This is a genomic window from Streptomyces lunaelactis, assembly GCF_003054555.1.
Lineage (GTDB): Bacteria > Actinomycetota > Actinomycetes > Streptomycetales > Streptomycetaceae > Streptomyces > Streptomyces lunaelactis.
In genome coordinates this window covers 4,308,557-4,333,682 of record NZ_CP026304.1, presented here as the reverse complement: position 1 = coordinate 4,333,682, position 25,126 = coordinate 4,308,557, and the positions used below count along the sequence as shown (strand labels likewise).

At 69.0% G+C, this 25,126-nt stretch carries 23 protein-coding genes and 4 pseudogenes; 12 read left to right on the top strand and 15 right to left on the bottom strand.

From position 1 onward, the window contains the following. Positions 1-47 precede the first annotated feature (47 nt). Complete coding sequence (locus SLUN_RS19860; protein ID WP_108150201.1) at positions 48-1,022, top strand: helix-turn-helix transcriptional regulator; 975 nt, start codon at positions 48-50, stop codon at positions 1,020-1,022. A 167-nt stretch (positions 1,023-1,189) separates the two neighbouring features. Here the strand turns inward: SLUN_RS19860 and SLUN_RS19855 are convergent. Beyond that, a pseudogene (locus SLUN_RS19855) lies at positions 1,190-1,927 on the bottom strand (GbsR/MarR family transcriptional regulator); the annotation flags it as partial. Between the two features lie 223 nt (positions 1,928-2,150). On the opposite strand from SLUN_RS19855, the gene SLUN_RS19850 reads away from it, so the two are divergent. The 3 genes and pseudogenes from SLUN_RS19850 (at position 2,151) to SLUN_RS19840 (ending at position 4,858) form a co-directional block, all read left to right on the top strand. Continuing rightward, entirely contained in the window at positions 2,151-2,819 is a 669-nt protein-coding gene (locus SLUN_RS19850) for a DUF4097 family beta strand repeat-containing protein (protein WP_108150197.1), read from the top strand. 13 nt (positions 2,820-2,832) lie between these two features. Then, a pseudogene (locus SLUN_RS19845) lies at positions 2,833-3,114 on the top strand (ATP-binding cassette domain-containing protein); the annotation flags it as partial. A 361-nt stretch (positions 3,115-3,475) separates the two neighbouring features. Then, a complete protein-coding gene (locus SLUN_RS19840) occupies positions 3,476-4,858 on the top strand; it encodes a serine hydrolase domain-containing protein (protein WP_108150195.1) in 1,383 nt (460 codons plus the stop codon). A gap of 129 nt (positions 4,859-4,987) precedes the next feature. Here the strand turns inward: SLUN_RS19840 and SLUN_RS19835 are convergent, their stop codons facing one another. The 5 genes and pseudogenes from SLUN_RS19835 to SLUN_RS19815 all read right to left on the bottom strand — a co-directional run bounded on the left by SLUN_RS19835 (position 4,988) and on the right by SLUN_RS19815 (position 8,283). Beyond that, positions 4,988-6,148 (bottom strand): winged helix DNA-binding domain-containing protein, encoded by a 1,161-nt coding sequence (locus SLUN_RS19835; RefSeq protein WP_108150193.1) that lies wholly within the window; start codon positions 6,146-6,148, stop codon positions 4,988-4,990. Between the two features lie 37 nt (positions 6,149-6,185). After that, the gene (locus SLUN_RS19830) at positions 6,186-6,638 is read right to left on the bottom strand and encodes a GNAT family N-acetyltransferase (protein ID WP_108150191.1); all 453 of its coding nucleotides are present in this window, start codon (positions 6,636-6,638) and stop codon (positions 6,186-6,188) included. Between the two features lie 10 nt (positions 6,639-6,648). Continuing rightward, positions 6,649-6,810: pseudogene (locus SLUN_RS19825) on the bottom strand (MarR family transcriptional regulator); the annotation flags it as partial. A gap of 68 nt (positions 6,811-6,878) precedes the next feature. Beyond that, positions 6,879-7,733 (bottom strand): GNAT family N-acetyltransferase, encoded by an 855-nt coding sequence (locus SLUN_RS19820; protein WP_108150189.1) that lies wholly within the window; start codon positions 7,731-7,733, stop codon positions 6,879-6,881. Positions 7,734-7,737: 4 nt separating this feature from the next. Beyond that, entirely contained in the window at positions 7,738-8,283 is a 546-nt protein-coding gene (locus SLUN_RS19815) for a DUF2269 domain-containing protein (protein ID WP_108150187.1), read from the bottom strand. 76 nt (positions 8,284-8,359) lie between these two features. On the opposite strand from SLUN_RS19815, the gene SLUN_RS19810 reads away from it, so the two are divergent. Further along, positions 8,360-9,001: an HAD family hydrolase gene (locus SLUN_RS19810; protein ID WP_108150185.1), complete on the top strand. Its 642-nt coding sequence runs from the start codon at positions 8,360-8,362 to the stop codon at positions 8,999-9,001. 305 nt (positions 9,002-9,306) lie between these two features. Further along, positions 9,307-10,962 (top strand): globin domain-containing protein, encoded by a 1,656-nt coding sequence (locus SLUN_RS19805; RefSeq protein ID WP_108154844.1) that lies wholly within the window; start codon positions 9,307-9,309, stop codon positions 10,960-10,962. Between the two features lie 49 nt (positions 10,963-11,011). Here the strand turns inward: SLUN_RS19805 and SLUN_RS19800 are convergent, their stop codons facing one another. The 5 genes from SLUN_RS19800 to SLUN_RS19780 form a co-directional block, all read right to left on the bottom strand. Next, on the bottom strand, positions 11,012-11,491 hold the full coding sequence (locus tag SLUN_RS19800; protein ID WP_108150183.1) for an NUDIX domain-containing protein: 480 nt from the start codon (positions 11,489-11,491) through the stop codon (positions 11,012-11,014). 52 nt (positions 11,492-11,543) lie between these two features. After that, positions 11,544-12,434, bottom strand: a complete 891-nt coding sequence (locus tag SLUN_RS19795) for a LysR family transcriptional regulator (protein WP_108150181.1) — start codon at positions 12,432-12,434, stop codon at positions 11,544-11,546. A 344-nt stretch (positions 12,435-12,778) separates the two neighbouring features. Then, on the bottom strand, positions 12,779-13,915 hold the full coding sequence (locus SLUN_RS19790; protein ID WP_108150179.1) for a cystathionine gamma-lyase: 1,137 nt from the start codon (positions 13,913-13,915) through the stop codon (positions 12,779-12,781). Beyond that, on the bottom strand, positions 13,912-14,442 hold the full coding sequence (locus SLUN_RS19785; protein ID WP_108150178.1) for a low molecular weight protein-tyrosine-phosphatase: 531 nt from the start codon (positions 14,440-14,442) through the stop codon (positions 13,912-13,914). The genes SLUN_RS19790 and SLUN_RS19785 overlap by 4 nt, the downstream gene beginning before the upstream one ends. After that, positions 14,417-14,794 carry a phage holin family protein gene (locus SLUN_RS19780; RefSeq protein WP_108150176.1) on the bottom strand — a complete coding sequence of 126 codons (378 nt, stop codon included), beginning with the start codon at positions 14,792-14,794 and terminating at the stop codon, positions 14,417-14,419. Before SLUN_RS19780 ends, SLUN_RS19785 begins: the two co-directional genes overlap by 26 nt. Positions 14,795-14,845: 51 nt before the next feature. Between SLUN_RS19780 and SLUN_RS19775 the strand changes: the two genes are divergently transcribed. The 4 genes and pseudogenes from SLUN_RS19775 to SLUN_RS19760 all read left to right on the top strand — a co-directional run bounded on the left by SLUN_RS19775 (position 14,846) and on the right by SLUN_RS19760 (position 16,852). Beyond that, positions 14,846-15,163 (top strand): cupin domain-containing protein, encoded by a 318-nt coding sequence (locus SLUN_RS19775; RefSeq protein WP_108150174.1) that lies wholly within the window; start codon positions 14,846-14,848, stop codon positions 15,161-15,163. A 127-nt stretch (positions 15,164-15,290) separates the two neighbouring features. Beyond that, entirely contained in the window at positions 15,291-15,503 is a 213-nt protein-coding gene (locus tag SLUN_RS19770; protein WP_108154843.1) for a DUF5326 family protein, read from the top strand. Positions 15,504-15,686: 183 nt separating this feature from the next. Continuing rightward, a pseudogene (locus SLUN_RS19765) lies at positions 15,687-16,245 on the top strand (helix-turn-helix domain-containing protein); the annotation flags it as partial. A gap of 172 nt (positions 16,246-16,417) precedes the next feature. Next, positions 16,418-16,852: an SsgA family sporulation/cell division regulator gene (locus SLUN_RS19760; RefSeq protein WP_108150172.1), complete on the top strand. Its 435-nt coding sequence runs from the start codon at positions 16,418-16,420 to the stop codon at positions 16,850-16,852. A gap of 21 nt (positions 16,853-16,873) precedes the next feature. Here the strand turns inward: SLUN_RS19760 and SLUN_RS19755 are convergent, their stop codons facing one another. After that, on the bottom strand, positions 16,874-18,220 hold the full coding sequence (locus SLUN_RS19755) for a YibE/F family protein (RefSeq protein WP_108150170.1): 1,347 nt from the start codon (positions 18,218-18,220) through the stop codon (positions 16,874-16,876). Between the two features lie 197 nt (positions 18,221-18,417). Between SLUN_RS19755 and thiC the strand changes: the two genes are divergently transcribed. Beyond that, positions 18,418-20,184: a phosphomethylpyrimidine synthase ThiC gene (gene thiC / locus SLUN_RS19750; protein WP_108150168.1), complete on the top strand. Its 1,767-nt coding sequence runs from the start codon at positions 18,418-18,420 to the stop codon at positions 20,182-20,184. 27 nt (positions 20,185-20,211) lie between these two features. Here the strand turns inward: thiC and SLUN_RS19745 are convergent, their stop codons facing one another. The 3 genes from SLUN_RS19745 to SLUN_RS19735 all read right to left on the bottom strand — a co-directional run bounded on the left by SLUN_RS19745 (position 20,212) and on the right by SLUN_RS19735 (position 23,572). Further along, positions 20,212-21,036, bottom strand: a complete 825-nt coding sequence (locus tag SLUN_RS19745) for a hypothetical protein (protein WP_170146591.1) — start codon at positions 21,034-21,036, stop codon at positions 20,212-20,214. 124 nt (positions 21,037-21,160) lie between these two features. Then, entirely contained in the window at positions 21,161-22,300 is a 1,140-nt protein-coding gene (locus SLUN_RS19740) for a metallophosphoesterase (RefSeq protein WP_257153928.1), read from the bottom strand. Between the two features lie 159 nt (positions 22,301-22,459). Beyond that, positions 22,460-23,572 (bottom strand): LacI family DNA-binding transcriptional regulator, encoded by a 1,113-nt coding sequence (locus SLUN_RS19735; RefSeq protein WP_108150166.1) that lies wholly within the window; start codon positions 23,570-23,572, stop codon positions 22,460-22,462. A gap of 360 nt (positions 23,573-23,932) precedes the next feature. On the opposite strand from SLUN_RS19735, the gene hisC reads away from it, so the two are divergent. After that, complete coding sequence (gene hisC, locus SLUN_RS19730; protein ID WP_108150164.1) at positions 23,933-25,012, top strand: histidinol-phosphate transaminase; 1,080 nt, start codon at positions 23,933-23,935, stop codon at positions 25,010-25,012. Positions 25,013-25,126: the final 114 nt, after the last annotated feature.

Genomic DNA, 25,126 nt, shown 5'->3' with positions numbered 1-25,126 from the left:
CAACAAATCACGACATCCTTAGTCATGTATTTCGATAAAGTTCTCGTATGCGCGCCGACCGGTTGGTCTCGCTGGTGCTGCTGCTGCGTCAGCGCGGTCGGCTGACTGCGGACACGCTGGCCCGCGAGCTGGAGGTATCCACCCGCACCGTGCTGCGCGACATCGAGGCGCTGTCCGCGGCCGGCGTCCCGGTCTACGCCGAACGCGGCCGGCACGGCGGTTTCGCGTTGTCGCCCGGTTTCCGGACCGAGCTCACCGGTCTGAACCACGACGAGGCCCTCGCCTTGCTGACCGCCGGATCGGGGCGCGGCGAGCAGGTATTCGGCCTCGGCTCGGCGCTCGCTTCGGCCATGCGGAAGGTGGTCGACGCGCTGCCCGAAAGCCACCGGGCCACCGCGAGCGACGCGGCCCAGCGATTTCTCGTCGACCCCGAGACCGACCTGCTCTCACGTCGGCTGGTCACTGAGGAGGTACCCGACACCACAATGATCGAGGTCCGGCGCGCGGTGCTCGCCGGACACAAGCTGCGCATCCACTACGCAGCCACAGGCCAGACACCACAGTGGCGCACGCTGGACCCGATCGGCCTGGTCACCGTACGCGACCGGGGCTACTTGCTGGCCACGAGATCTGGCGCGGACCGCACCTACCGGCTGTCGCGGGTGTTGGCCGCCGAGGAACTCCCCGAAACGGCACAGCGACCAAACCGGGTCGATCTGGACCGGATCTGGCGGGAACGCTCCGCGCAGTTTCTCTCCGGCGGCGACCACATCACCGTGCTGGTACGGGTGAACCCGGTGCGGCGGGAGGACCTGCTGGACACCGCGCTGGCGGTCCGCGCAGAGGAACCCGACGCAGACGGCTGGCTGCGGCTGGAGGTGACCTTCCAAGATTCACGACACGCCGAATGGGCGCTGTGGCAGCTCAGCACGGACGCGGAAGCCCTGGCCCCGCAGTCGTTGCGCACCTCCCTACGCAACCGCGCCGCCGCGATTGCCACCCGCTACGGAGACTCATCCTGAGAGTGAGAAGCCATCTCATTTGGCTAACTGATCATTTCGGAGTGAGTTGGGTGCAGGGGCTTGGCGGTTGAGGTTGCCGACGGCAGAGTTCTGCGGGTGTCGGATGATCTTGTGGACCGCGTGCAGGCGGCGCCAGACGTACCCTGGCATGCTCGCCGATGCCATCCGCGATCTGAACTTGGCGTGGCAGTGCCGCCTGCGGTCGTTTCGGCTTTCGTGTAGAGGATCTCGCGGGCCTGCTCCGCGGCGCGGGTGATGCTCTCGCCGACGAAGTCGACGAAGCGGGCGATGTTCTCGAGGCGGGCGGCAGCCGGGGTGTCGGGGCCGAGGATGCTGACGCCCTGCCGTGCGATCTCGGCGAGCTGGGCGTTGGACCGGGCGCTGGCGATCATCGACTGGTACCAGACGTCGTCGTCGACGACGTAGCGCTCGCGGCGGCGTTCGTCGCGTTCCCGGCGGATGAGGCCCTGGCTTTCGAGGAACGTGATCGCTTTGGAGATGGACGCCGGGCTGACCTGGAGGTGCTGGACGAGTTCGGACGCGGTGAGGCTGCCCGCGTCGGTGGTGTAGAGGGACACCAGCACCCGGGACGTCATCTTGGGCAGGCCCGATTGCATGAGGAGGGTGGTGAACATCTCCTCGTACTCGCGCACGGCCTCGGCGTCGCGTCCATGGGCCTGCGGGGGCGCCTCCGGCCCTCGGGGCGCGGCCTGCCTGCGCCGGTGGGCGCGGCGTTCGGTGGCGCGGTGGGCCAGGTCGGCACGGCAGGCGGTGGGGCCGCCGTTGCGCAGCACCTCACGCGTGATCGTCGAGGTGGGGCGGTCGAGGCCTCTGGCGATCTCCGCGTAGGCGAGCCCGTCGGCCAGCCCCAGCGCGATCTGCTGGGTGAGCCTGCCTCCCGGCATCGCGATCTCCCTTCGTGCTTCCTTGATGCCTCAAGTATAGCGTTCACTCCCAATTCATTGCAACGAACGAGTGGCTGCTGTTGCATTAGGATCAGATCCATTGCAACGCTATCCTAGCTTCTACCTGCCATGATGGCGATTATGCGCAACGATCGTGTTGGCGGATCTTTGAATACAACGTAGCGTTTCCGGTATCAGAAACAACGGGCCGAAGGAGAGCACGATGCAGAAGTTCGACACCCTCGCCCCGGTCTCCGCCGTCCTCGACATCCCTGCGGGACGCATCCGGTTCATCGCCGCCGAACGGGCCGACACCACGGTCGAGGTCCTGCCCGCGGACGCCTCGAAGGGCCGCGACGTGAAGGCGGCGGAGCAGACCACGGTCGAATACGGCGACGGCGTCCTGCGGATCGAGGCCTCACCGGCGAAGAACCGGATTCTGGGCAGCTCCGGATCCATCGAGGTGACCATCCAGCTGCCCGCCGGCTCCCGCATCGAGGCAAAGGCGGCCAGCGCCGAGTTCCGGGGCGTCGGACGGCTCGGCGACGTCGCCTTCGCGGGCGCGCAGGGCTCGGTCAAGCTCGACGAGGCCGCGAGCGCCCGCCTCACCCTCCTCGCCGGCGACGTCTCGGTCGGCCGCCTGGGCGGCCCCGCGGAGATCAGCACCCAAAAGGGCGACATCCACATCGCCGAGGCCGTGCGCGGCACGGTCGTGCTGCGCACCGAGGCCGGCGAGGTGTCGGTCGGCGCCGCCAGCGGAGTCTCCGCCTCCCTGGACGCCGGCACCACCTACGGCCGGATTCACAACGCGCTCAAGAACACCGAAGGCGCCGCCGGCCTGAACATCCACGCGACCACCGCCTACGGCGACATCGCCGCCCGCAGCCTCTAAAGGAGCACCCATCGTGACCAACCTGGCCATCGCGGCGAACGGGCTGCGCAAGTCCTACGGCGACAAGGTCGTGCTCGACGGCGTCGACCTGGCCGTCCCCGAAGGAACGATCTTCTCCCTGCTCGGCCCGAACGGCGCCGGCAAGACCACTGCCGTCAAGATCCTCTCCACCCTCATCTGCGCCGACCCGGGCACCGGCGACATCCACATCGGCGGCCACGACCTGGCCGCCGACCCGCAGGCCGTGCGGGCCGCGATCGGCGTCACCGGCCAGTTCTCCGCCGTCGACGGCCTGCCCGAAGTAACCGCCATGACAGCGCGGGCCACCTCCCGCAACTCGTCCCGCTCCAGGGCGGCGTACTCCGACACCGCGTCGGCGTACGCCGCCCCGTCGGCGTTCTCGGCCATCCGGCCCGGGGATCCCCGGGCCGGCCCCTCGGGTCGTTTCCGCACGTCGGCGTCCGGCAGCCTTTGCGTCATGTCCGACTCGCTCCAGCTACTGGCCGGTCAGTTGTCCCGTGGTGTCCGAGCCGGGATTCCGGGGCCAAGTAGGCGAGCCGCGACCCATACCTCGTGGTCGGCATGGGACAAGACCGTGAGACCGCGCATCGTGAAATCAGCTCGACGTGGTGCATCGGCACCGATAGACCTGCCCCATGACCTCACCCTTTGAAGAGCTGCTCCCCAGTACGCAACGAGCCCTGCTGCACCGCATCGCCGTCGCTCAGTCCGAAGGGCGCGCCCCGTCGTTCGTAGGCGCCGTGGAGCGCGAAGGACAGGTGGTCTGGGCGGGCTCCCGCAGCTCGGTCGACGCACATGTACCGGACGCCGACACCCAGTACCGCATTGGCTCAATTACCAAGACCTTCACGGCCGTTCTGGTGCTGCGGCTGCGCGACGAGGGCCTGCTCGATCTGAACGACTCCCTGGAGATGCACCTCCCGGGCACGGGCGTGGGGGATGTGACCATCGCCCAACTCCTGGGCCACAGCGCCGGTCTGGGCGCCGAGACCCAGGCACCCTGGTGGGAGCGGACGCCGGGCTCGCTCCGCCCCGAACTTGCCGACGTCCTCGGTGAAGAGCCGCGGATGCATCCTGTCGGCCGTCGCCACCACTACTCCAACCCCGGCTATACGCTGCTCGGTTCACTGACCGAGGTGGTGCGCGGGGCCTCCTGGGAGGAGGTCCTGCAGCGCGAGATCCTCGAGCCGCTCGCCATGGACCGTACGAGCACTCAGCCCCGGCCCCCGCACGCCGGCGGTTGGGCGGTGCACCCCTGGGCCGATGTGATGCTGCCCGAACCCGTAGAGGATCTCGGTCTGATGGCGCCCGCAGGACAACTCTGGTCGACCGCCGCCGACCTCTGCCGGTTCGCCGCGTTCCTCGCCGAGGGCGACGACCGCGTGCTGAGCGCCGCGTCCTTGGAGGAGATGCGGACGCCGTCCGTGCCTCCGGAGGCCGGTGAGTGGGACAGCGGCTACGGCCTGGGGTTGCAGATCGTACGGAAGGACGGCCGCACTCTGGTCGGGCATACAGGCTCGCTGCCAGGCTTCCTCGCCGGACTCTGGGTGAGTGTGGACGACGGGGTCGGCGCCGTAGCGCTCGCCAATGCGACCTCGGGGCCTCTGGCGGGGACGGTCGCCGCCGATCTCGTACGGATCGTGGCCGAGGCCGAGCCGCGTATCCCCGAGCCCTGGCGGCCGCTGCCCGAGGTCGACCAGGCGCTTCTGGACCTGACCGGACCCTGGTACTGGGGGGCGTCTTCCTTCGGCCTGCGTCTTCTCGCCGACCGAGGCGTGGAACTGCAGCCCCTGCGCGGCACTGGCCGCGGGTCGCGCTTCGCTGCGGCGGCGGACGGGACCTGGACGGGCCTCGATGGCTACTACGCGGGTGAGACGCTGCAAGTGGTGCGGCGGGAGAACGGCTCGGTGAGTCATCTCGACCTCGGGTCGTTCGTCTTCACACGTGAGCCGTACGAGCAGGGCGATGCGATTCCCGGGGGAGTGGACAAGGAGGGCTGGCGCGGACTCCGCATGTGAAACGGGAGTGGAGCGATGTTTCACGTGAAACCCGGCGCGTGACCGCCACCAAGCCGGTCGGACCGCTCAAACCGCTCCGGCCGGTCCGGCTGGTCGAGCCGCCCCGACCGGTTCGGCCGGTCCCACCGGTCAGGCCGTCAACTCCCGCTCCAGCGGCGTACGGAAGCGGGGCGTGATCCGGGCCTCGCCCACCCATCCCGACAGCCGTGAAGCCTCCGCTTCGATCGTGGCGGCGGCCTCCCCGCCGGGATCGGTCAGCAGTCGCCAGACGATGTTGCCGTCCGTGCGCTGGGCCCAGCCGCCGATGATCTGTCCGTTCCACCAGACCGTGGGGCCGACGTTGCCCGACCGGTCGAAGAGCGCCGTGCGATGGTCGGCACTGAGGTGGAAACCGCGGTCGCCCCAGCCCATCGCGCTCGGATCGAGCGCGGGGAGCAGTGCGGCCCAAGGCTCCACGGTCGGTTCGGGCGCCATGTCGCCGGGCGCCACATAACCCGTGCCCTCGTCCAGCCCGACCTCCTCCGCACCGACGGCGGCCAGGGCCTTGCGTACGTCGCCGAGGGTCCACCCCGTCCACCACTTGAGGTCGGCCTCGGTGGCCGGTCCGTACGAGAGGAGCCAGTGCCGGGCCAGCTCGGCCCGTGCCTCGGCGGCCGGCAGTGCGGGCCAGGGTTCGCTCGCCGTCCAGTGGAACTGGCTGGAGGTCCAGGAACCGCGCGGCCGGTCCCGCCGGATACGGCCGTCGGCGGCGAGCACCCTGATGACCCGGCTGGCCACGCCCTGCACCGTCTCGTACTTCTTGCCGGGGAAGACGGTGATCTTCGTCCGAAGGGCCGGCACATCGGCGGAGAGCTGGCTGCCCGTCGCGGAGCCGCGTGTGGCGAGGGCCGCCAGGGCCGCCTCCTCGGCCTCGGCGAGCCACCGTTCGTCCAGCCCGTTCACGTCGTCCGTCAGATGATCGATGAGTGTCCGGCGCTCCTTGACCGCGATGGCACGCGCGGTGGAGGCGTCGACATACGGGGCGAGTTCGGCGGAGACGGCGAAGAGCGTGCGCCGCATGGAGAGCAGCCGTACCAGCGCCACGTCCTTGTACAAGGACCGCTCCACGGCCGCGACGCTCGGCTCGCCGAGGCGGGCACAAGCGGAGAGGAAGACCGTCGAGGCATCGGTGGCGTGCAGCGCGACGACCGCGTCGGCGACCGCCACGGGCGAGTCCGCCCGCACGGACGGGGCCAGCAGATGGCGGCGGCCGAGCCGGATGCGGCGCTGCTCGTCACTGATCCGGTGCACAGCGAACCCCCTTGTTCAGAGCATCGTCGGAGCGTGGTCAGAGCGGGAGTTTGAAGCCCACGTGGGAGGCGGTGAATCCGAGCCGCTCGTAGAAGCGGTGGGCGTCGGCACGGCTGACGTCCGAGGTCAGCTGCACCAACTGGCAGTCCTGGCGGCGGGATTCGTCGATGGCCCATTCGATGAGCCGGGTGCCGAGGCCGCTGCCCCGCTCGTCGGCGTGGACCCGTACGCCTTCGATGATCGAACGAGTGGAGCCGCGCCGGGACAGCCCGAGGACGATCGTGAGCTGCAGGGTGCCGACGACCCGGTCCTCGCGCACGGCGACGGCCTGGATCTGGTTCGGGTCCTGGGCCAGCCGCTCGAAAGCGGCGGTGTACGGGGTGAGGTCGTCCGGCGATTCACGCTGAGCACCCAGCGGGTCGTCGGCAAGCAGCGCCACGATCGCCGGGATGTCGTCGAGTACCGCGGGCCGTATGTCCAGATGGCTCATGATCGGCAGACTACGCGGGGACCTTCAGTTCCTCGACAGCCCTGACCAGGGGGGCCAGCTCGGGGTTCTTGCCGGCCTCATCGAGAGCCTCACGCAGGGCCGAGTCATTGGTGGGCCGGGCCTCGGCGAGCAGCTTCAGGCCGGCGTCCGTGACATCGGTGTAGGTCGCACGCACCGCAGTGACGTCACCCGCTCCGCGTCGGGCCGCTCACTCATCCGGCCTGATCCAGAAGACCGGCCCTAACCCGCCGCGACCGACAGGGGCGCGAAGCGGCGGGTCCAGTCGCCCGGGAGGTCCGGGGCGCCATAGACCATCACCGCGTTGAAGGCGGTCGGCTCCAGGCCGTGCTCCTTCACCCACGTGAGCAACTGCTCGTGGCGTACGTCGATATCCGTACGGAGCGCCCGGTCCGTGCCCGCCGCCAGCGCGGCGATCAGAGCCTTCGCCGTCTCCGTGTCCCGGGCGATCAGCGGGCCGACCACATGTGTGTCCATGTTCGGCCAGGCCGCCGCGTATCCCGTCAGGACGCCGTCCTCCTCCGCCACCCGAAGCTGGTCCGCGAAGGCGGGCAGGCGCGTGATCATATGCGTGCGGTCCAGGCCGAAGACCTCGGTGTCCAGGCGCAGTACGGCCGGGAGGTCCTCGGCGGTCGCCGGTCGGGTGGTCACATCGGGGAGTGGACCCGAGGAATGGAATCGGCCGCGGACCATTTCGGCGCGGCCGATGTTCGCAAAACCCAGTTCTTCGTAGAGCGGCTGTCCGTACGGCGTGGCGTGCAGGGTGACGGGAGTGTCCCCGGGCTCCGCCAGAACGTGCTTCATCAGCCGCCGCGCGACACCCTGCCGGGTGTACCGCTCGGCGACCAGCATCATGCCGATCGCGGCGAGCCCGGAGCCGTACGAGGTCAGTACGCAGGCCGTCACCAGTCCCTTGCCCGCCGGGTCGTCGATGCCGTATCCCGTTCCTGCTGTGAGCAGCAGGCCCCATTTGTGCTCCTCGCGCGGCCAGCCGCGGTCTTCGGAGAGGTCGGCGCAAGAAACGAGGTCGTCCGTGGTCAGACGCCGGATGGGGAGCTCGGAGAGCGGTGTCGACATGGGGTCAGGCTGTCTGACGCAGTGATCGCTCGTCCAGTGCTTTCCTGGAAGTGGCCGAGAGACGCGGCCTCCTGCCGCGCCGCGTAAGGCCCCACGGCTTGAGGACGGAGATGACCGTCATAAAGACATAGGTGGTCAAGGAGACGGCCGGGCCCATCACGAGGTCAAGCGGCTGGGCCAGCGAGGCGCCCGAGGAGACCGTCTCGACGGCGTCGTTGACACCTGGCCGCAGAGCGAAGAGCGATGCGGTGAGGGTGACAAGGGTCAGCCAGAACTTCGTGTAGACCCAGCGATGCCGGGCCAGGCCCCACTTGGTGCCGAGCGACAGCACGAGACCGCTGAGCAGGGTCAGCAGCGCCATCGGGATCACCAGCCAGTCCGTGAAGACCTTCATCGAGCGGCACGCGGCCTCGATCATGGGTGTGGATTCCGTGGTGGCCGCGGTGAGGGCAAGCGCGAGCAGTCCGAGCGTGAGCCCGAGCCAGCCTGCGGATGCGGCGACATGGACGACAAGGAGGGCCCGGCGAGCGGGGCGCTTGAGTGGTTTCACGTGAAACACGGTGCCGGGTGGGCAGGCGCACCGCGTCTGACAGCGGGAGTAATCGCGGGTACTAACCTCGGCGTACATGGAGAGAACACGCAGGCTGCATATCTTCGATCTCGATGGGACACTGATCCGCGGGTCGGCGGCCCCGGTGGAGATATCCCGGCAGCTGGGGCTGCTGGACGAGATCGGTGAGCTGGAGCGGGACTTGACCGCCGGCAGGATCGGCCCGCCGGAGTATGCCGTCCGCGTGCACGCTCTCTGGACCGATCTCACCGAGGCGCATGTGGCCGCCGCCTTTGAGGCGGCGCCCTGGCTGGACGGCATCCAGGAGGTGTGGCGGGAGATTCGTGAAGCCGGCGACTACTGCGCCGTCATTTCGCTCTCGCCCTCCTTCTTCGTGGAGCGGCTGCTCGGTTGGGGAGCTCATGCGGCGCACGGATCGCGCTTTCCCGAGGTGCCCTTCACGCGGCCGGTGGATCCGGCGGGCATTCTCAACGCGGCCGCGAAGGTGAAGATCGCTGACCGGCTCTGTGCAGAGTTCGGGGTGGGTCTGGACAGATGTGTTGCATATGGTGATTCCATGTCCGACGCGGAGATCTTCGCGGCTGTGCCCACAACGGTGGCGATGAATGCGGATCACCATCTGTCGGGGCTTGCCACATATACCTATACGGGGGGCGATCTGCGCGAGGCCTGTGAACTGGTGCGATTTCGCGAGTAGTTCAGGAGCCCGGGGCGGTCCGGGGGATCCCGCATGGGGACATGGGGCAATGGAGCCTAACGGGAAAGCGGGTTCGGATGCCCGGACTTTCTGCTCTTTGTCCGATGCGGTCACGATGCCTGGCATGCTGCGACGACTGGGGCTGCGGACAATGTCACATTCCGGGCTTACTCGCCCCTATTCGGCTTGTGGCTGAGGATAGTGTGGGCCAGCAGTAGTCCTGAGGCAGAGCGGCGAATTGAGGCACGTTCCGGACCAGCGGAAGTGCGCGGACCGACCGAAAGATGTTCGAGGCGAGGCACACAATGGACGCTCCGACCACCACGTCGGCCGGCAACGGCACGTCAGGCGACAGCGGCGGAGGCGGATGGTTCACCCCTCGTAAGCCGCCGGCTCAGGGCGGTGCCGCCCCCACGCCCGCTCCCGCTGAGGGGGCGTCCGCAGGTGACGCCGGGCAGGACCGAAGAACCGCCCCGAGGCGTACCGTCTCCTCCATACGACCGGTGGGCTCCGGTATGTCTCGTACCGCCCCGCAGCCCGCGGACGAAGCCCCCGTGGCCGAGCCTGTGGCCCGTGCCGGCGTGCCCGCCACCCCTGTGCCCGCCACCCCTGTGCCCGGCACCCATGTGCGTGCGGCGCCTGAGCCCGATGCCCCGTTCGGCGATCGTTCCCTCGACGAGGTCCGCACCGACGGCCTCCCGATCGATCACGTGCCGATCGATCACGGGGCGACCGAGTACGAGGCGGTCGAGCAGGCTCCGGACGAGCGCCCCCCGCGTCACGAGGCCTCCAGCCCCCACGAGCCCGCCCAGCGCCCCGAAGACGCCGCCCCGCCCGCCGCCGCGGACGACGCTTCCCCCGACGCCATCCTCATCCGCCGCACCATGGCGGAGATCGCACCCGTCGCGGACAAGGTCACCTCGTACTTCTACGCCCTGCTTTTCGTCCGCCACCCCGAGCTGCGCGGCCTCTTCCCGGCTGCCATGGACTCCCAGCGCGACCGGCTCCTCAAGGCGCTGCTGACCGCCGCCGAGCACATGGACAACGCGGCTGTGCTGACCGACTACCTCCAGCACCTGGGCCGCGGCCATCGCAAGTACGGCACCCAGGCCGCGCACTACCCCGCCGTCGGTGAGGCCCTGATCGGCGCGCTGACCCGGTACGCCACCTCGACCTGGGACGAGGAGACCGAGGCCGCCTGGATCCGTACGTACACCACGATCTCCCAGATCATGATTGACGCGGCGTCCTCGAACGAGCGGCTCGCGCCCGCCTGGTGGCATGGCGAGGTGGTCTCGCACGACCTCAGAACCCCCGACATAGCGATCATCACCGTGCGCCCCGACCAGCCGTACGCCTTTCTGGCGGGCCAGTACACCAGCCTGGAGACGCCCTGGTGGCCGCGGATCTGGCGGCACTACTCCTTCGCCGGAGCGCCCCGCCCCGACGGGCTGCTCTCCTTCCACGTCAAGGCGGTCCCGGCCGGCTGGGTTTCCAACGCCCTGGTCCACCACGCCCGCCCCGGCGACATCCTGCGCCTCGGACCGCCCGCCGGCTCGATGACAGTCGACCACAGCACCGACAACGGCCTGCTCTGCCTGGGCGGCGGCACGGGCATCGCGCCCATCAAGGCGCTGGTCGAGGATGTCGCCGAGCACGGTGAGCAGCGGCGGGTGCAGGTCTTCTACGGGGCGCGCACCGACTTCGACCTGTACGACATCGACACGATGCTTCGGCTCCAGCAGACGCACCCCTGGCTCTCGGTCCGGCCGGTGGTCGACGGCCGGTCGCAGTTCCCGGACGCCGTGCGGGAGTACGGCCCGTGGTATGAGTACGACGCCTATCTCTCCGGCCCGGCCGGCATGATCCGCAGTGGTGTCGACGCTTTGCGGGGCATCGGCATCCCGCAGGACCGGATACGCCACGACTCCCTCGAGGAGCTTGTGGCGGCCGGCGACTGACGAGCCCCGGCCCGGGGTGCTCAGCCCAGGTCCTGGACCCTGCCGGGCCTCAGCCCAGGTCGGGAGCGTGCATCGCCCGTACGCCCTCGATATTGCCGTCCAGGTAGTGCCGCAGGGACAGCGGTACGAGATGGACGGCCGCGATCCCGACCCTGCTGAACGGCACCCGTACGATCTCGTACTCCCCGCAGGGCTCCTCGATCTCCGGGCCGTGCCGCAGTGAGGGGTCCATGGACTCCAGTCGGCAGACGAAGAAATGCTGCACCTTCACTCCTGTCACACCGCCGTCCGCGATGTGTTCGACGGTGTCGACGAAGCAGGGCACCACATCGGTGATCTTGGCGCCGAGTTCTTCGTCCACCTCCCGGTGGAGCGCGTCGACGACGGTTGCGTCCTCCGGATCGACCCCGCCACCAGGCGTGAGCCAGTACGGATCCACTCCGGGCTTGGTGCGTTTGATCAGGACGAGGTCGTTGCCGTCCAGCAGAATGGCGCGTGCGGTGCGCTTGACCACGGGTCGTTCGGTCATGGCAAGAGAGTGGCCCGCGCCGCCCGTTCTGAAACTCCTGTCCGCCCTCCGTTCACCAGTCGATGGCAGCGCGCAGCAGACACTCGTGCGCCCGCGCGATGTGCGGGAGGGCGAGTGTGCCGGTTCGTACGACGAGAAAGTACGTACGCAGCGGGGGCACCGGAGGGTCGAGCAGCGCCACCAGCCGACCGCGTTCCAGTGCCTCCTCGCACAGATACCGGGGCAGCACGGCCAGCCCGGCGCCCGAGGCCGCGGTCTCCAGGACGGCCCGCAGATCGGGCGCTATGACGGCGCCCGCGGCGGCTGGACGGGAGTCGAAGACGGCGGACCAGTAGCGCGAGACCAGCGGCAGGGACTCGTGCACCTCGACCACCGGGAGCTGATCCAGCACCACGTGTCCCTTGCGCAGCGCTCCGGGCCCCAGCCGCGCCGCCCAGCGGGGCGAGGCGACCAGGACGTGTTCCTCGTCGCAGAGCGGAGTCGAGGTGAGCAGCCCGCCGCGCGGGCGGGCCGTCGTGATGGCCAGATCATGGTGTCCGGCGGCCAGGCCCTCCAGCGTCTCCTCGACGTTGCCGAACGAGGCCCGCAGGGCCAGCCCCTGGGAGATCAACGGGGTGAGAGCGGGCAGGGCGCGCAGCGAGGTGAACTCCGGGGGCCCGGCGAGATGCAGCGTCCGTACGCCCGACTCGTCGTCGAGGCCGGCCTCGGTGATCTCCACCAGGGCGTCCAGATGCGGAGCGGCCCGGTGCGCGAGTTCGTCGCCGATGGTCGTCGGGGTCACGCCGCGCGCCTGGCGCAGGAACAGCGGGCGGCCCAACTGCCGCTCCAGCGTGCGGATCTGGCCGGTCACGGCGGGCTGGGAGAGCCCGAGCAGCGCGGCGGCGCGGGTGAACGAGCCGGCCCGGTGCACCGTGACGAACGTGCGCAGCAGGGCCAGATCCATGCCATGCCCCTCCCGACCGGACGATGCCCGTTGGACGATGCTCGCCCGGTGCAGCCGCGGACCCGGCCAACTATAAATAAGTCGATAGGTCGCTGTCGCTACTGTGATTGGACACTGACGCACAGTCAACTAGCCTTGGTCGCGCGGTTCTTGGCGGGAGGAACCGGGGGCGGTCCGAGCCATGAGGGGGGAGGCTCGGGCCGCCTGTTGTACGTACGGACGCTCAGCGCGCCGACGTACACCGGCGTACGCCCCCAGCGGGCCCCCGCCCCAGCCGGGCCCCTGCCCCAGCCGGGCCCCTGCCCCAGCCGGGCCCGGACCGCGCCGCCCAGACCCCGCCCCTCCTACCGCCCCGCCTCGTCGAGCGCCCGCAGCACATCCGCCACCAGGTCGTCCGCGTCCTCCGCACCCGCCGAGAACCGGATGAACCCCTCCGGCACCGCATCACCGCCCCAGCGCCCGCGCCGTTCCGCGCTGGAGCGCACTGCGCCGAAGCTCGTCGCGTCGTCCACCAGCCGCAGCCCGCCCAGAAAGCGTTCCGCGTGCCCGCGGTCCGGCAGAACGAACGAGACCACGCTGCCAAAGCGCCGCATCTGCAGCGAGGCGGTCTTGTGCGAGGGATCCCCTGCCAGTCCCGGATAGCGCAGACCGGACACCTCTTCGCGCCCGCCCAGCGCCTCAGCGAGCGCCAGCGCGTTCGCACACTGCCGCTCGATCCGCAGCTGCAGTGTGGCCAGCGAGCGGTGCGCGAGCCAGGCCTCCATGGGCCCCGGGATCGCTCCGACGACCTTGCGCCAGCGCCGTACACCGGCAGCCAACTGGGTATCCCGGCAGGTCACATGACCGAGCAGAATATCGCCATGGCCGGTCATGCCCTTGGTGTCACTGGCCACCGAGAAGTCGGCGCCCAGCTCCAGCGGGCGCTGCCCGAGCGGCGTCGCCAGGGTGTTGTCGACGGCGACCAGTGCACCGGCCGCGTGCGCCGCCTCCGCCAGCCGCCGCACATCGCATACATCGAGCCCCGGATTGGACGGTGTCTCGATCCACAGCAGCCGTGCGCCGTCCAGGACGGACAGCTGGGCGTCGCCACCGGTCGGCGCGGTCCGCACCTCGATGCCGTACGCCTCGAGCCGCTCGCGCACCAGCGGCAGCGCCTGATAGCCGTCGTCCGGCAGGACCACCGCGTCTCCGGCCTTCAGCTGCGAGAACAGGACGGCCGAGACCGCCGCCATGCCGGAGGCGAAGGCGACGGTCTCGACCGACTCCCCCGGCGCCTCCAGCTCGCCGATCGCCCGCTCCAGATGCGTCCAGGTCGGATTCTGGTCACGGCCGTAGGTGTACGGCCCGGTGGGCTCGCCGGGCAGATGGAAGTGGGCCGCGAAGACCGGCCCCGGCAGGGTCGGTTCGTACTTCACCGGCTCGGGCAGCCCCGCCCGTACCGCCCTTGTGCCGTCTCCCACCGTGTCGTCTCCCACGCTCATGCAGCTCGCTCCTCAACAGCCGTCCGTACGGCGGCGAGCAGGCCCTCGCTCGCCGACTCCACCATCTCCAGGCACTCCTCGAACCCGTCCATGCCGCCGTAATACGGATCCGGAACGTCCACATCGCCAACGGCCCCGGGGTCGTACGCCCGCAGCAGCCGCACCTTCGCGGCATCCTCGGGGCTCGGTGCCAGGCGACGCAGCTCCCGCACATGCCCCTCGTCCAGCGCGATCACCAGGTCGAGGAGCGGGAACCAGTCGGCGCGGAACTGGCGCGCACTGTGCCCGGACTCGTAGCCGTTCGCCTCCAGTACGGCGACGGTGCGCCGGTCCGCACCGTCGCCCTCGTGCCAGCCTCCGGTGCCGGCGCTGTCCACCTCCACCACGTCGTCGAGTCCGGCCTCCGCCACCCGCGCGCGGAAGACGGACTCGGCCATGGGCGACCGGCAGATGTTGCCGGTGCAGACGAAGCAGACGCGATACGCGGAATTCACGCGACGATCAGTCCTTGTCGGGCAGAGCGACATTCATCGCCCACGAAACGACCGAGATGATCAGACCGCCGAGCACGGCCGTCCAGAAGCCCTCGACATGGAAGTTCAGGTCGAACAGGTCAGCCAGCCAGGAGGTCAGCAGCAGCATCAGGGCATTGATCACCAGTGTGATCAGCCCGAGGGTGAGGATGAACAGCGGCAGCGTGAGCAGCTTCACCACCGGCTTGACGAGGAAGTTGACCACCCCGAAGAGCAGAGCCACCAGGATCAGCGTCCATGCCTTCTTGCCGGTGCTGTCACCGGTCAGGGTGATGTCCTGGAGTATCCAGATGGCCACCAGCAGAGCCGCCGCATTGGCGATCGTCTTGACTAGGAAATTCTTCATGTGTCTGATCGTGGCAGACGTGATCGGACCAAGGGCAGGGGCGGACGGACGATGAAGGCATTCCGACTGGACGAGCTGGAGGCGGAGCGCGCCGCCAACGACGGTGCGTATCTGCAGTTCCTGCGCGAACGGAACATGTCGGTCGGGCTGTACGCACTGGACGCCGGCGAGCTCGACCCGCAGCTGCCCCACCGCCAGGACGAGGTCTACTTCGTCGTCAGCGGCCGGGCCGCCATCACGGTCGGCATGGAAACGACGCAGGTCGGTCGGGGCAGCGTGGTCTACGTCCCGGCCGGAGTGGCGCACAAGTTCCACCACATCACCGAGGATCTGCGGGTCATGGTGGTCTTCTCTCCCCCTGAGAGCTGACGGCGACCCTCGCCGGTCCCTAGGGGTTCGATCAGGGGAGTTCAAGGGCTCGGGGGCCCCCGCGCACCCCCTCTCCCGCCTAGCATCGAAGCCAGGAACTCAGAGAAGCGAGGTAAGGACGATGGCTGTGCGGGAAATATTCGCGGGGATGCCGTGGTGGGTGAAGTGGGTCGCGGTGCCCGTCATCGCCCTTGTCGTATTCGGCGGGCTGATCGCCAGCGTCGTTGGGTTTGTGATCGGGCTGCTCTTCAAGGTGCTGGTCTTCGTCGCCATCGTCGGCGGACTCATCTTCGTCGTGCGGAAGTTCATGTCGTCGTCGAGCTCGCGCGAGGACTGGTGAACGGCCCCTGTCCGTACGGGCGTTAGCCCGGCCGGGGGAAGCCCCCGGCAAACCTCCGGTACCGGACAGGGGCGGCCATTACAGTGGCAACCCGCTGCCGTCCCTTGGGAATCCGCGCGGCGGGCGCGCGGGGGCGGCCCCCGCGGGCGGGCGCTGAGCCCGTCACCAGCCTGGGGGTGACCTTTGGCCACGGTTACGAACGCCGCAGTCCCTACCCTGATCTGTTCGGTACAGCCGGCGCTGAAGCTGCCCGAGGCCGTGGGAGCCCATCCGGACGGGGCCCCGGCGAAGCAGCTCGCGCGTGAGGCGGGGGTGCCCCTTCCCACCGCCTACCACCTGCTGCGCACCCCGACGCACGAGGACTACCTGCGGCGCGAGAAGGGTGTGTTCGTCCTCGGTGAGGCCGTCGGCCGGCTCACCCTCGGCGGCGTCCTGCAGAATCGTCGCAGCAGGCTCGAGGAGTCGCTGGTGCACTGGCGGGACGCGATCGGCGTCCCGGTCTACTTCGCGGTCTACCGCGAGGGCGAGATCGAACTCGTTGCCGTCGCCGACACCCCGCCGCGATCATCTGGACCGCCACCCCGTGCAGCCGGTCACCCCCTACTCCGTACGCGACCGGCTCACCCTGCTGGAACGGCTCGCGTCGATGGAGCGAATGCAACCGGTCGTGGAGCGACAGGAATATGCGCTCGGCACGGTTTGTGCCGCAATTCCGATCACTGCCGGATCCAGTGCCGCGGCGACGGAATCGGAGGGCTCCTCAGCTCGCTAATGTTCTCTATCAGTATCTGAAAAATCACTCCTTGTGATCTGCTGGCGCTTCCAGCACGATTGCGTCAAGAGGGCCTATGGGGGCCATCCCGGCCGTCTTCAGCAGGTTTCATCTCACTGCTTCATCAACTGCGGGGTATCTGATGCGCGAGTCGGTCCGGGCCGAGGTCCTGATGAGTTTCCTGGTCTCCGAGGAACTCTCCTTCAAGATCCCGGTGGAGCTCCGGTACGAGACGGGGGATCCCTACGCAGTGCGGATGACCTTCCACCTGCCCGGAGACGCCCCCGTGACCTGGGCTTTCGGCCGCGAGTTGCTGCTCGACGGCATCAACTGGCCGAGCGGGGAGGGCGATGTGCGCATCGCACCGACCGGGCCGGAAGGCCTGTCCGGCGTCGCCATCAGGCTTCAGGTCGGCGCCGACCGGGCGCTGTTCGGGGTGGGCGCTGCGCCGCTGATCGCCTTCCTCGACCGCACCGACAGGCTGGTGCCGCTGGGGCAGGAGCGCACGCTGGGTGACTTCGAGGGGAGTCTGGAGGAGGCGCTCGGGCGCATTCTCGCCGAGGAGAACGCCGGCTGAGCGGACGCCGCCCGCCGGTCGCTACTTCTTACGGCGGCGGCCCTTGCCGCTCCGTACCACCGGCGCTGCCGGCGATCCGCCCGCCGCTCCAGCGGCTCCCGGTGCTCCGGCAGGTCCCGGCCGGTCCGCGGAAACCACCAGCGCGGCGAGCCCGGTGGTCACCGGCACTGAGGCGACCAGTCCGATCGACCCGATCAGGGTCCGTACGATCTCCTCGGCCACCAGCTCGCTCGTGGCCACCGTCCCCACACTGCTCTGCGCGATCGAGAACAGCAGCAGCAGCGGCAACGCCGCGCCCGCGTAAGCGAGTACGAGGGTGTTCACGACGGACGCGATGTGATCCCGGCCGATCCGGATACCGGCCCGGTAGAGCCCACGCGGGCCCATGCTCGGATCCGCCTGGTGCAGTTCCCAGACCGCCGACGTCTGGGTCACCGTCACATCGTCGAGCACACCGAGCGAGCCGATGATGACGCCTGCCAGCAGCAGACCGCTCATGTCGATGTTCGGATACAGGCCGTGGATGAGTCCCGTGCTGTCGTCGGTATTGCCGGTCAGGCTGGCCCAGCCGACGAAGAGCGAGCCGAGCAGCCCGATCACCAGCAGCGAGATCAGCGTGCCGAGCACCGCGACCGATGTACGCGCGGTGAGGCCGTGGCACAGATAGAGCGAGATCAGCATGATCGCGCTCGCTCCGATCACCGCGACGACCAGCGGATTCGAGCCCTGGAGAATCGCGGGCAGGATGAAGAGGGTCAGGACGGCGAACGAGGCTGCGAGCGCGATCAGTGCCATCACGCCGCGCATCCGCCCCACCAGCACCACCGCGAGCGCGAAGATCCCGGCCAGCAGCGCCAACGGGAACCCGCGGTCCACATCGGTCACCGAGTACTGCAGATCACGGGGTGCGTCGGGGGCGTACGCCACCACCACCCCCTGGCCCTTGTCCAGCTGACGGGGTGCGTCCGGCTGGATGATCTCGGTGAAGGTGCGGCCCTTGTCCTTGCCGGTGGTGACCTCGATCGTCGCCTTCTCGCAGCTGCCCTGCTGGGCATTGACCGCCTCGCGCCCCTCTGGTGTGGAGGTGTCGCCGGTCGGCGGGACCTGCGCGGCGTTGACGTCCTTGCAGTTGACCTTCTCGACCTGCACCACCTTCCCCTGCTCGGTCTGCCGGTCGAAGCCGACACCGGAGCGCTCATGGCCGGGGGTACCGCCCGGCCAGAGCACGAGAAGGCCGACCACGACGGCCGCGGCGAACGGAATCAGCACCGCCGCGATGACCTTGCGGAGATGCTTGGAGACGGGTGCGGCGGGCCCATGGCTGTGGGAATGGCCGTGCGCTTCGGGCGTCTGCTGCGATGAGGTCACCGACCGATCATCGCAAGAACGAAGGGGCCCTCTGTTCAGCACGCCAGAAATGACGCTAGCGTGGTGCCACCTTTGCACACGCGGGAGCTCGGAGCACCGGGCTGAGAGGGCGCTGACCTCCGTACAAGCAGTACGGAAGCCGCTGCGTCGACCGCCGAACCTGTTACCGGGTAATGCCGGCGTAGGGAGTAGGTCTCATGACCGTTCAGGATGCACGCACGCCTGCCGCCGACCAGGCGGAGCGCAAGCCGGGCTGGCACAAGGGGTACGTCGGGGGATCCCGCCCCGACCTGCGGGTGCCGGTCCGCCAGGTGCACCTCACCAATGGCAAGGACGTGACGCTGTACGACACGTCCGGCCCGTACACAGACCCCACCGTCGAGACCGACGTCCGCCGCGGCCTGCCGCCGCTGCGGGAGAACTGGATCATCGGCCGCGGCGACACCGAGGAGTACGCGGGCCGCCCGGTCCGCCCCGAGGACGACGGGATCAAGCACACCTCGCCGCGCGGGGGACTGCGCAACCTCGACGCGGTCTTCCCCGGCCGGCCGCGCCAGCCCCGCCGGGGCCGCGACGGGCAGGCGGTGACGCAGCTCGCCTACGCCCGCCGTGGCGAGATCACGCCGGAGATGGAGTACGTCGCCATCCGCGAGAACGTCTCCCCGGAGGTCGTGCGCGAGGAGATCGCCGCGGGCCGTGCCGTCCTGCCCGCCAACGTCAACCACCCCGAGATCGAGCCGATGATCATCGGCAAGCGGTTCCTGGTGAAGGTCAACGCCAACATCGGCAACTCGGCGGTCACTTCCTCCATCGAGGAGGAGGTGGACAAGATGACCTGGGCCACCAAGTGGGGCGCCGACACGGTCATGGACCTGTCCACCGGCCGCAATATCCACACCACCCGCGAGTGGGTGCTGCGCAACTCCCCCGTCCCGATCGGCACGGTCCCGCTCTACCAGGCGCTCGAGAAGGTCGACGGCAAGGCCGAGGAGCTGACCTGGGAGGTCTACAAGGACACGGTCATCGAGCAGGCCGAACAGGGCGTCGACTACATGACCGTTCACGCGGGCGTGCTGCTGCGGTACGTCCCGCTGACCGCCCGCCGCAAGACCGGCATCGTCTCGCGCGGCGGCTCGATCATGGCGGCCTGGTGCCTCGCACACCACAAGGAATCGTTCCTGTACGAGAACTTCGAGGAGCTCTGCGAGATCCTCGCCTCGTACGACGTGACGTACTCACTTGGCGACGGACTGCGCCCCGGCTCGATCGCGGACGCCAACGACGAGGCGCAGTTCGCGGAGTTGCGCACGCTCGGGGAACTCAACTCGATCGCCAAGCGTTTCAATGTGCAGACGATGATCGAAGGACCTGGTCACGTCCCGATGCACAAGATCAAGGAGAACATCGACCTCCAGCAGGAGATCTGCGAGGAGGCACCCTTCTATACGCTCGGCCCGCTCACGACGGACGTGGCCCCGGCGTATGACCACATCACCTCCGGCATCGGGGCGGCGATGATCGCTTGGTGGGGCACCGCGATGCTCTGCTACGTCACACCCAAGGAGCACTTGGGCCTGCCGAACCGCGACGACGTGAAGACCGGCGTCATCACCTACAAGATCGCGGCACACGCGGCGGACCTGGCCAAGGGGCACCCGGGCGCGCAGGAGTGGGACGACGCGCTGTCCGACGCGCGCTTCGAGTTCCGCTGGGAGGACCAGTTCAACCTGGCCCTCGACCCGGACACGGCACGGGAGTTCCACGACGAGACGCTTCCGGCCGAGCCGGCGAAGACGGCGCATTTCTGCTCTATGTGCGGGCCGAAGTTCTGCTCGATGAAGATCTCCCAGGACATCCGGAGGCAGCACGGCGGCTCGCAGGAGGAGATCGAGGAGGGTATGGCGGAGAAGTCCAAGGAGTTCGCCGCGGCCGGCAACCGGGTGTACCTCCCGATCGCCGACTGACGTTCCGCCGCGAGCACCGGCCGGTGGTCACTCCGGCTGGTGCTCGGGGCCGCCGAAGTCCGGGCTGGTGAAGTCCGGGCTGGTGAAGGTGGGACGCTGTCCCGCCGTCGATCCCTCGCTCGGGCTGGAGTAGTCCGGGCCGCTGTAGCCGATCTTCGGGAGATGGCTCACATGGCGCGGTGGGTCCGCAGAGGTGGGGTCGGCGCTGGGATCGGCCAGGGCTGCCCGTAGGAAGGGCAGCAGCCCGCGTTCCAGTACGGCGTGACGCCAGGCCTCTTTGGCGCGGGCCACTTCGTCGGGCTCGCCGGCCGCTTCCTCGGCCGGGACCTGCGTCGCGCCGTTGCGCAGGGCGGTGATCAGCAGCCCGGCCGCGGCGACCAGGATTCCGGCCGCCGTGACCGCTCCGAAGAACCAGCCCGCGGTGAGCAGGGTGTCCGCGAAGGACGGTGTGGGGCTGAGCATCTTGAGGATGTAGCCGACCAGCAGGAAGATCACCGCGGCGGTGCCCGCGAGCACGGGCGCCAGTACGGCTATGACGGCGGCGAACCCGGCACCGCTCTCGTCGGCCTCGCCCACGGCAGGTGCCAGTACGGAATTGCGCACGGAAGCGGCGGGCCTGGGCGTGCGCAGCTCCTCGCGGACCTTTACGTAGTGCTCGTACTCGGCCGCGGCGGCGGTGGTGATCAGCGCTGCCGCGTTCAGAGCCATGGTGCGGAGTTGCTCGGCGTTGAGTCGCTGCCCCACGGCGGCGAGATCCGGACGGTCATGGGCGTTGCGCAGCGCGTCGTCGAGGATTCGCTCGTACTCGGCACGATCCTCGGTCAGCAGGTGCGGAGCGCTGTTCATGTGCATCCCCCGATGCTCCGTAGGGCCGGATTGCCCGCATTGACCGGGCAGTTGGGCAGAAACGGAGGAGAGCCTGCTACGGATAAGCCGATGGTAGAGCGGTTACGGCACGGCGTGACAGGGGGTTTCGCTAAATCGCCTGCCCGGGGTCGGTTGAGTTATGCAGGGGGAGTTCGACGACAAGCAGTTTTCCGGCCATGGTCACTCCGCCGTCCATGGCGATCGCGAGCCCGTCCGCGTACACATGAGGGCCCTCGACAACCGGACGCGCGCCGTCCTCGCCGTCCTCGGTGCCTACTTCGCCCAGCAGATACGGAATGGGGCTGTGGCCGTGCACCACCCGCCCGCCGCCGTAGGCGGAGAGCAGTTCGCGTACGGCCTGTGGGCCGCCCTCGTCGCGGAAGGCGAAGCGCTTGGTGAACTTGCGGAAGAGGTCCCAGCACTCGTCGGCGTCATTGCGGGTCAGGGTCTCGCGGACCGTGTCGTTGACCGCTTCGATCGAGTCGCCGTATTCGAGATAGGCGGTGGTGTCGGAGTGCATCAGCAGATGCCCGTCCTCCAGCTCGATGGCGTCGAGCCGCGCCATCCACTGCAGATGAACGTCCTGCAGCCGGTCCATGTCGGATTTCTGGCCACCGTTGAGCAGCCAGGCTGCCTGGAAAGTGGCGGTGCCGGCACCGGAGTTGACCGGGGTGTCGCCGAAGCGCCTGGCGCCGAGCAGCAGAAGTTCGTGGTTGCCCATCAGGGCCTTGCAGTAGCCGCCGGCGGCCGCGGCCTCGGCGGAGAGCCGCATCACGAGGTCGATGACACCGATGCCGTCGGGGCCCCGGTCGGTGAAGTCGCCGAGGAACCAGAGGCGCGCGTTGCCCGCGGCCCACTGGCCTTCGGCGTCGATGAGTCCCTGTTCGGAGAGCGCCGCGAGGAGTTCGTCGAGATAGCCGTGGACGTCGCCGACGACATAGAGGGGGCCGAGTCCTTCGGGTGCGGGCGCCTCGTCCGGATCGACCTGCACCTGGACGGTGTCGCCGGGACCGCCGCGGGTGATCACCGGGAGGTCGCGCGCGGTGGGCGTGTAGCCGTCCGGCGCCTCGCCCTCCGGAACGGCGCTGCCGGGATGGTCCGACTCCGTGGACTGTTGTGCGTGAGGCTGTTGTTGACCTTGTGACTGCACGGGAACCTGCGCGTAAGGCGGTACGCGGAAATCACGCAACGTCGCCGTCCGCACCACGGGTCCTTGACCGGCCCCCTGAGTCATCGACCCCTCCACCACCGTCGCGCCGCCGTTCACCTCTCGGCCCAGCCTGGTCGGGGTGGTCCGCGGTGTCGTGCGCCCATCATAGGAATGAGCTCCGCGCTGTGTGACGCACCAGGGGTGGTGAATCCGTTCGCACCCCTGGTTCGCCGGTTGATTCGTACCGATTAGGGAGGTCTAGTCCGCTGAAGGGGATCGCGGGGCGCTCACAGTCGTTCGCGGAGGGCGGCGCTGTGAGGACGTCCGGACGATCAGTTCGGTCGGTATTACCTGCTCGACCGGCCAGTCCTCGTTGATTCCTTCGATGGCATCGATGAGGAGCTGGACGACCGCCGTGCCGATCCGGCGCGGTTTGAGCGAGAGCGTGGTGATGGGCGGTTCGGTGGTGGCGTACACGGTCGACTCGCTGCAGCAGACCAGCAGCAGATCGTCGGGAACGCGCAGGCCGTACCGCCGGGCGGCGGCGAGCAGGTCGGTGCCGTTGGGGTCGAAGAGCCCGTAGACGGCGTCGGGCCGGTCGGGGCGGGCGAGCAGCCGGTCTGCGGCTACGGCACCTGCGCATGGATCGTGTGCGGGGTAGGACTCGTAGACCGGGTCCTGGCCGACGCGCTCGCACCAGCGCAGATACGCCTCGGTGGAGAGCCGGGTGTAGGTGTCGGTGGTGTTTCCGGTGAGCAGGCCGATACGGCGGGCGCCGGCGGCGGCGAGATGGTCGAGCAGATCGAGGACGGCGGCTTCGTGGTCGTTGTCGACCCAGGCGGTGACCGGGAGCGTGCCGGCCGGACGGCCGTCGGAGACGACGGGCAGGCCCTGGCGGACGAGTTCGGTGACGACCGGGTCGTGGTCGGAGGGGTCGATGACGACGGTGCCGTCGAGGGCGACGTTCGACCAGACGTCATGGCGTGAGGTGGCGGGCAGGATGACAAGTGCGTAGCCGCGGGCGAGCGCGGCGGAGGTCGCGGCTCTCGCCATTTCGGCGAAGTACGCGAACTCGGTGAAGGTGAAGGGTTCATCCCCGTACGTCGTCACCGTCAGGCCGATGAGGCCCGACTTTCCGGTACGGAGCGTGCGGGCCGCGGCCGATGGGCGGTAGCCCAGCCGGTCGGCGACCTCGCGGACATGTCGGCGGGTGGCGTCCGGGAGCCGGCCCTTGCCGTTGAGTGCGTCGGAGACTGTCGTGATGGAGACACCGGCTGCGGCGGCCACATCTCGGATGCCCGCCCGACTTTGCCGGCTGCTCCGGCGGGATGTCTCCGTCCGGCTCACCTGGTGCTTCCCTGCTGCTGTCATGGCGAGCCGATAGTAGGGCTCGCGTGGGCGGTTGGGCCGGTCGCATATTCACTCGTCGACAGGCACGTTTCTGCAAGGCCTATCATGGTCAACTGCCTTGGAAATAAAGGTAGTTGAGCGGTGAACCCATGGCGTCTCGCGCCTCGAGCGGTATGGGCCTGTCGAATGGTCGATGTTTCGAAGAGGTCTCAACTCACCGGTACGGGGGATGCGCGCCACGGAGTGAGCTACCGGCGCGCGCCGGGCGAGGGGCGCTCCCCCTTTCCCGGGGCCCCCATTCGCAGCGGCGGCGAATCCTCATAAGGTGAGCAGTATTGGTGAGTGGTACTGCTGTGTACGGATGGTCGAGGAGGACCTGCGGTGAGCGAGACGAGCCCCAAGCTGCGCGCCGAGCTGGACGGCATCCCCACGTACAAGCCGGGCAAGCCGGCTGCGGCCGGCGGCCCGGTCGCGTACAAGCTGTCGTCCAACGAGAACCCGTATCCGCCGCTGCCGGGTGTGATGGAGACCGCGATCGCCGCGGCTCACGGTTTCAATCGCTACCCGGACATGGCCTGCACGGGCCTGATGAACGAGCTCGCGGACCGTTTCGGGGTGCCCCTGTCGCATCTGGCCGCCGGCACCGGTTCGGTGGGTGTTGCCCAGTCGCTGCTGCAGTCCACCTCGGGCCCGGGCGACGAGGTCATCTTTGCCTGGCGGTCCTTCGAGGCATACCCGATCATCACGCAGATCAGCGGGGCGAAGGCGGTGAGGGTGCCGCTGACCTCCGGTGATGTGCACGATCTGGACGCGATGGCCGAGGCGGTCACCGACCGGACCCGGCTGATCTTCGTCTGCAACCCCAACAACCCGACCGGCACCGTGGTGCGCCGGGCCGAGCTGGAGCGCTTCCTCGACCGGGTGCCGTCCGATGTCCTGGTGGTGCTGGACGAGGCCTACTGCGAGTTCGTCCGCGACGTCGATGTCCCGAACGGCATCGAGATCTACCGAGACCGCCCCAATGTGGCGGTGCTGCGCACCTTCTCCAAGGCGTACGGCCTGGCGGGGCTGCGGGTCGGCTTTGCGGTCGCCCATGAGCCGGTGGCCGCGGCGCTGCGCAAGACCGCGGTCCCCTTCGGTGTCTCGCAGCTCGCCCAGGACGCGGCGGTCGCCTCGCTGCAGGCCGAGGACGAACTGATGGGCCGGGTCGGATCACTGGTCTCCGAGCGTGGGCGGGTGTACGAGGGCCTGGTCAAGCAGGGCTGGACCGTGCCGGAGACCCAGGCGAATTTCGTCTGGCTGCGCCTCGGTGAACGTACGGTCGACTTCGCTGCGGTCTGCGAGAAGGCCGGTGTCGTGGTCCGGCCGTTCGCGGGCGAGGGCGTACGGGTCACCATCGGCGAGGACGAGGCCAACGATCTCTTCCTGCACACGGCCGAGGCGTTCCGCAAGGAGCTCTAGGGCCTCCAGGTTCTAGACCTCTTCGCCCAGGTCCGGGCGGTGGAGGAGAGTGGCAGAGCCCCCATGAGCGCCACGCTCGTGGGGGTTTCTTCGAGGGCCGCGGACAGCTGCCCG

Coding starts and splice junctions, on each gene's coding strand:
- SLUN_RS19810 (WP_108150185.1), top strand. CDS start 8,360: ATGGAGAGAACACGCAGGCTGCATATCTTCGATCTCGATGGGACACTG.
- SLUN_RS19790 (WP_108150179.1), bottom strand. CDS start 13,915: ATGAGCGTGGGAGACGACACGGTGGGAGACGGCACAAGGGCGGTACGG.
- SLUN_RS19745 (WP_170146591.1), bottom strand. CDS start 21,036: ATGCACATGAACAGCGCTCCGCACCTGCTGACCGAGGATCGTGCCGAG.
- SLUN_RS19735 (WP_108150166.1), bottom strand. CDS start 23,572: ATGACAGCAGCAGGGAAGCACCAGGTGAGCCGGACGGAGACATCCCGC.
- SLUN_RS19775 (WP_108150174.1), top strand. CDS start 14,846: ATGAAGGCATTCCGACTGGACGAGCTGGAGGCGGAGCGCGCCGCCAAC.
- SLUN_RS19820 (WP_108150189.1), bottom strand. CDS start 7,733: ATGTCGACACCGCTCTCCGAGCTCCCCATCCGGCGTCTGACCACGGAC.
- SLUN_RS19785 (WP_108150178.1), bottom strand. CDS start 14,442: ATGTCGCTCTGCCCGACAAGGACTGATCGTCGCGTGAATTCCGCGTAT.
- thiC (WP_108150168.1), top strand. CDS start 18,418: ATGACCGTTCAGGATGCACGCACGCCTGCCGCCGACCAGGCGGAGCGC.
- SLUN_RS19800 (WP_108150183.1), bottom strand. CDS start 11,491: ATGACCGAACGACCCGTGGTCAAGCGCACCGCACGCGCCATTCTGCTG.
- SLUN_RS19760 (WP_108150172.1), top strand. CDS start 16,418: ATGCGCGAGTCGGTCCGGGCCGAGGTCCTGATGAGTTTCCTGGTCTCC.
- SLUN_RS19850 (WP_108150197.1), top strand. CDS start 2,151: ATGCAGAAGTTCGACACCCTCGCCCCGGTCTCCGCCGTCCTCGACATC.
- SLUN_RS19840 (WP_108150195.1), top strand. CDS start 3,476: ATGACCTCACCCTTTGAAGAGCTGCTCCCCAGTACGCAACGAGCCCTG.
- SLUN_RS19860 (WP_108150201.1), top strand. CDS start 48: ATGCGCGCCGACCGGTTGGTCTCGCTGGTGCTGCTGCTGCGTCAGCGC.
- SLUN_RS19805 (WP_108154844.1), top strand. CDS start 9,307: ATGGACGCTCCGACCACCACGTCGGCCGGCAACGGCACGTCAGGCGAC.
- SLUN_RS19830 (WP_108150191.1), bottom strand. CDS start 6,638: ATGAGCCATCTGGACATACGGCCCGCGGTACTCGACGACATCCCGGCG.
- SLUN_RS19780 (WP_108150176.1), bottom strand. CDS start 14,794: ATGAAGAATTTCCTAGTCAAGACGATCGCCAATGCGGCGGCTCTGCTG.
- SLUN_RS19795 (WP_108150181.1), bottom strand. CDS start 12,434: ATGGATCTGGCCCTGCTGCGCACGTTCGTCACGGTGCACCGGGCCGGC.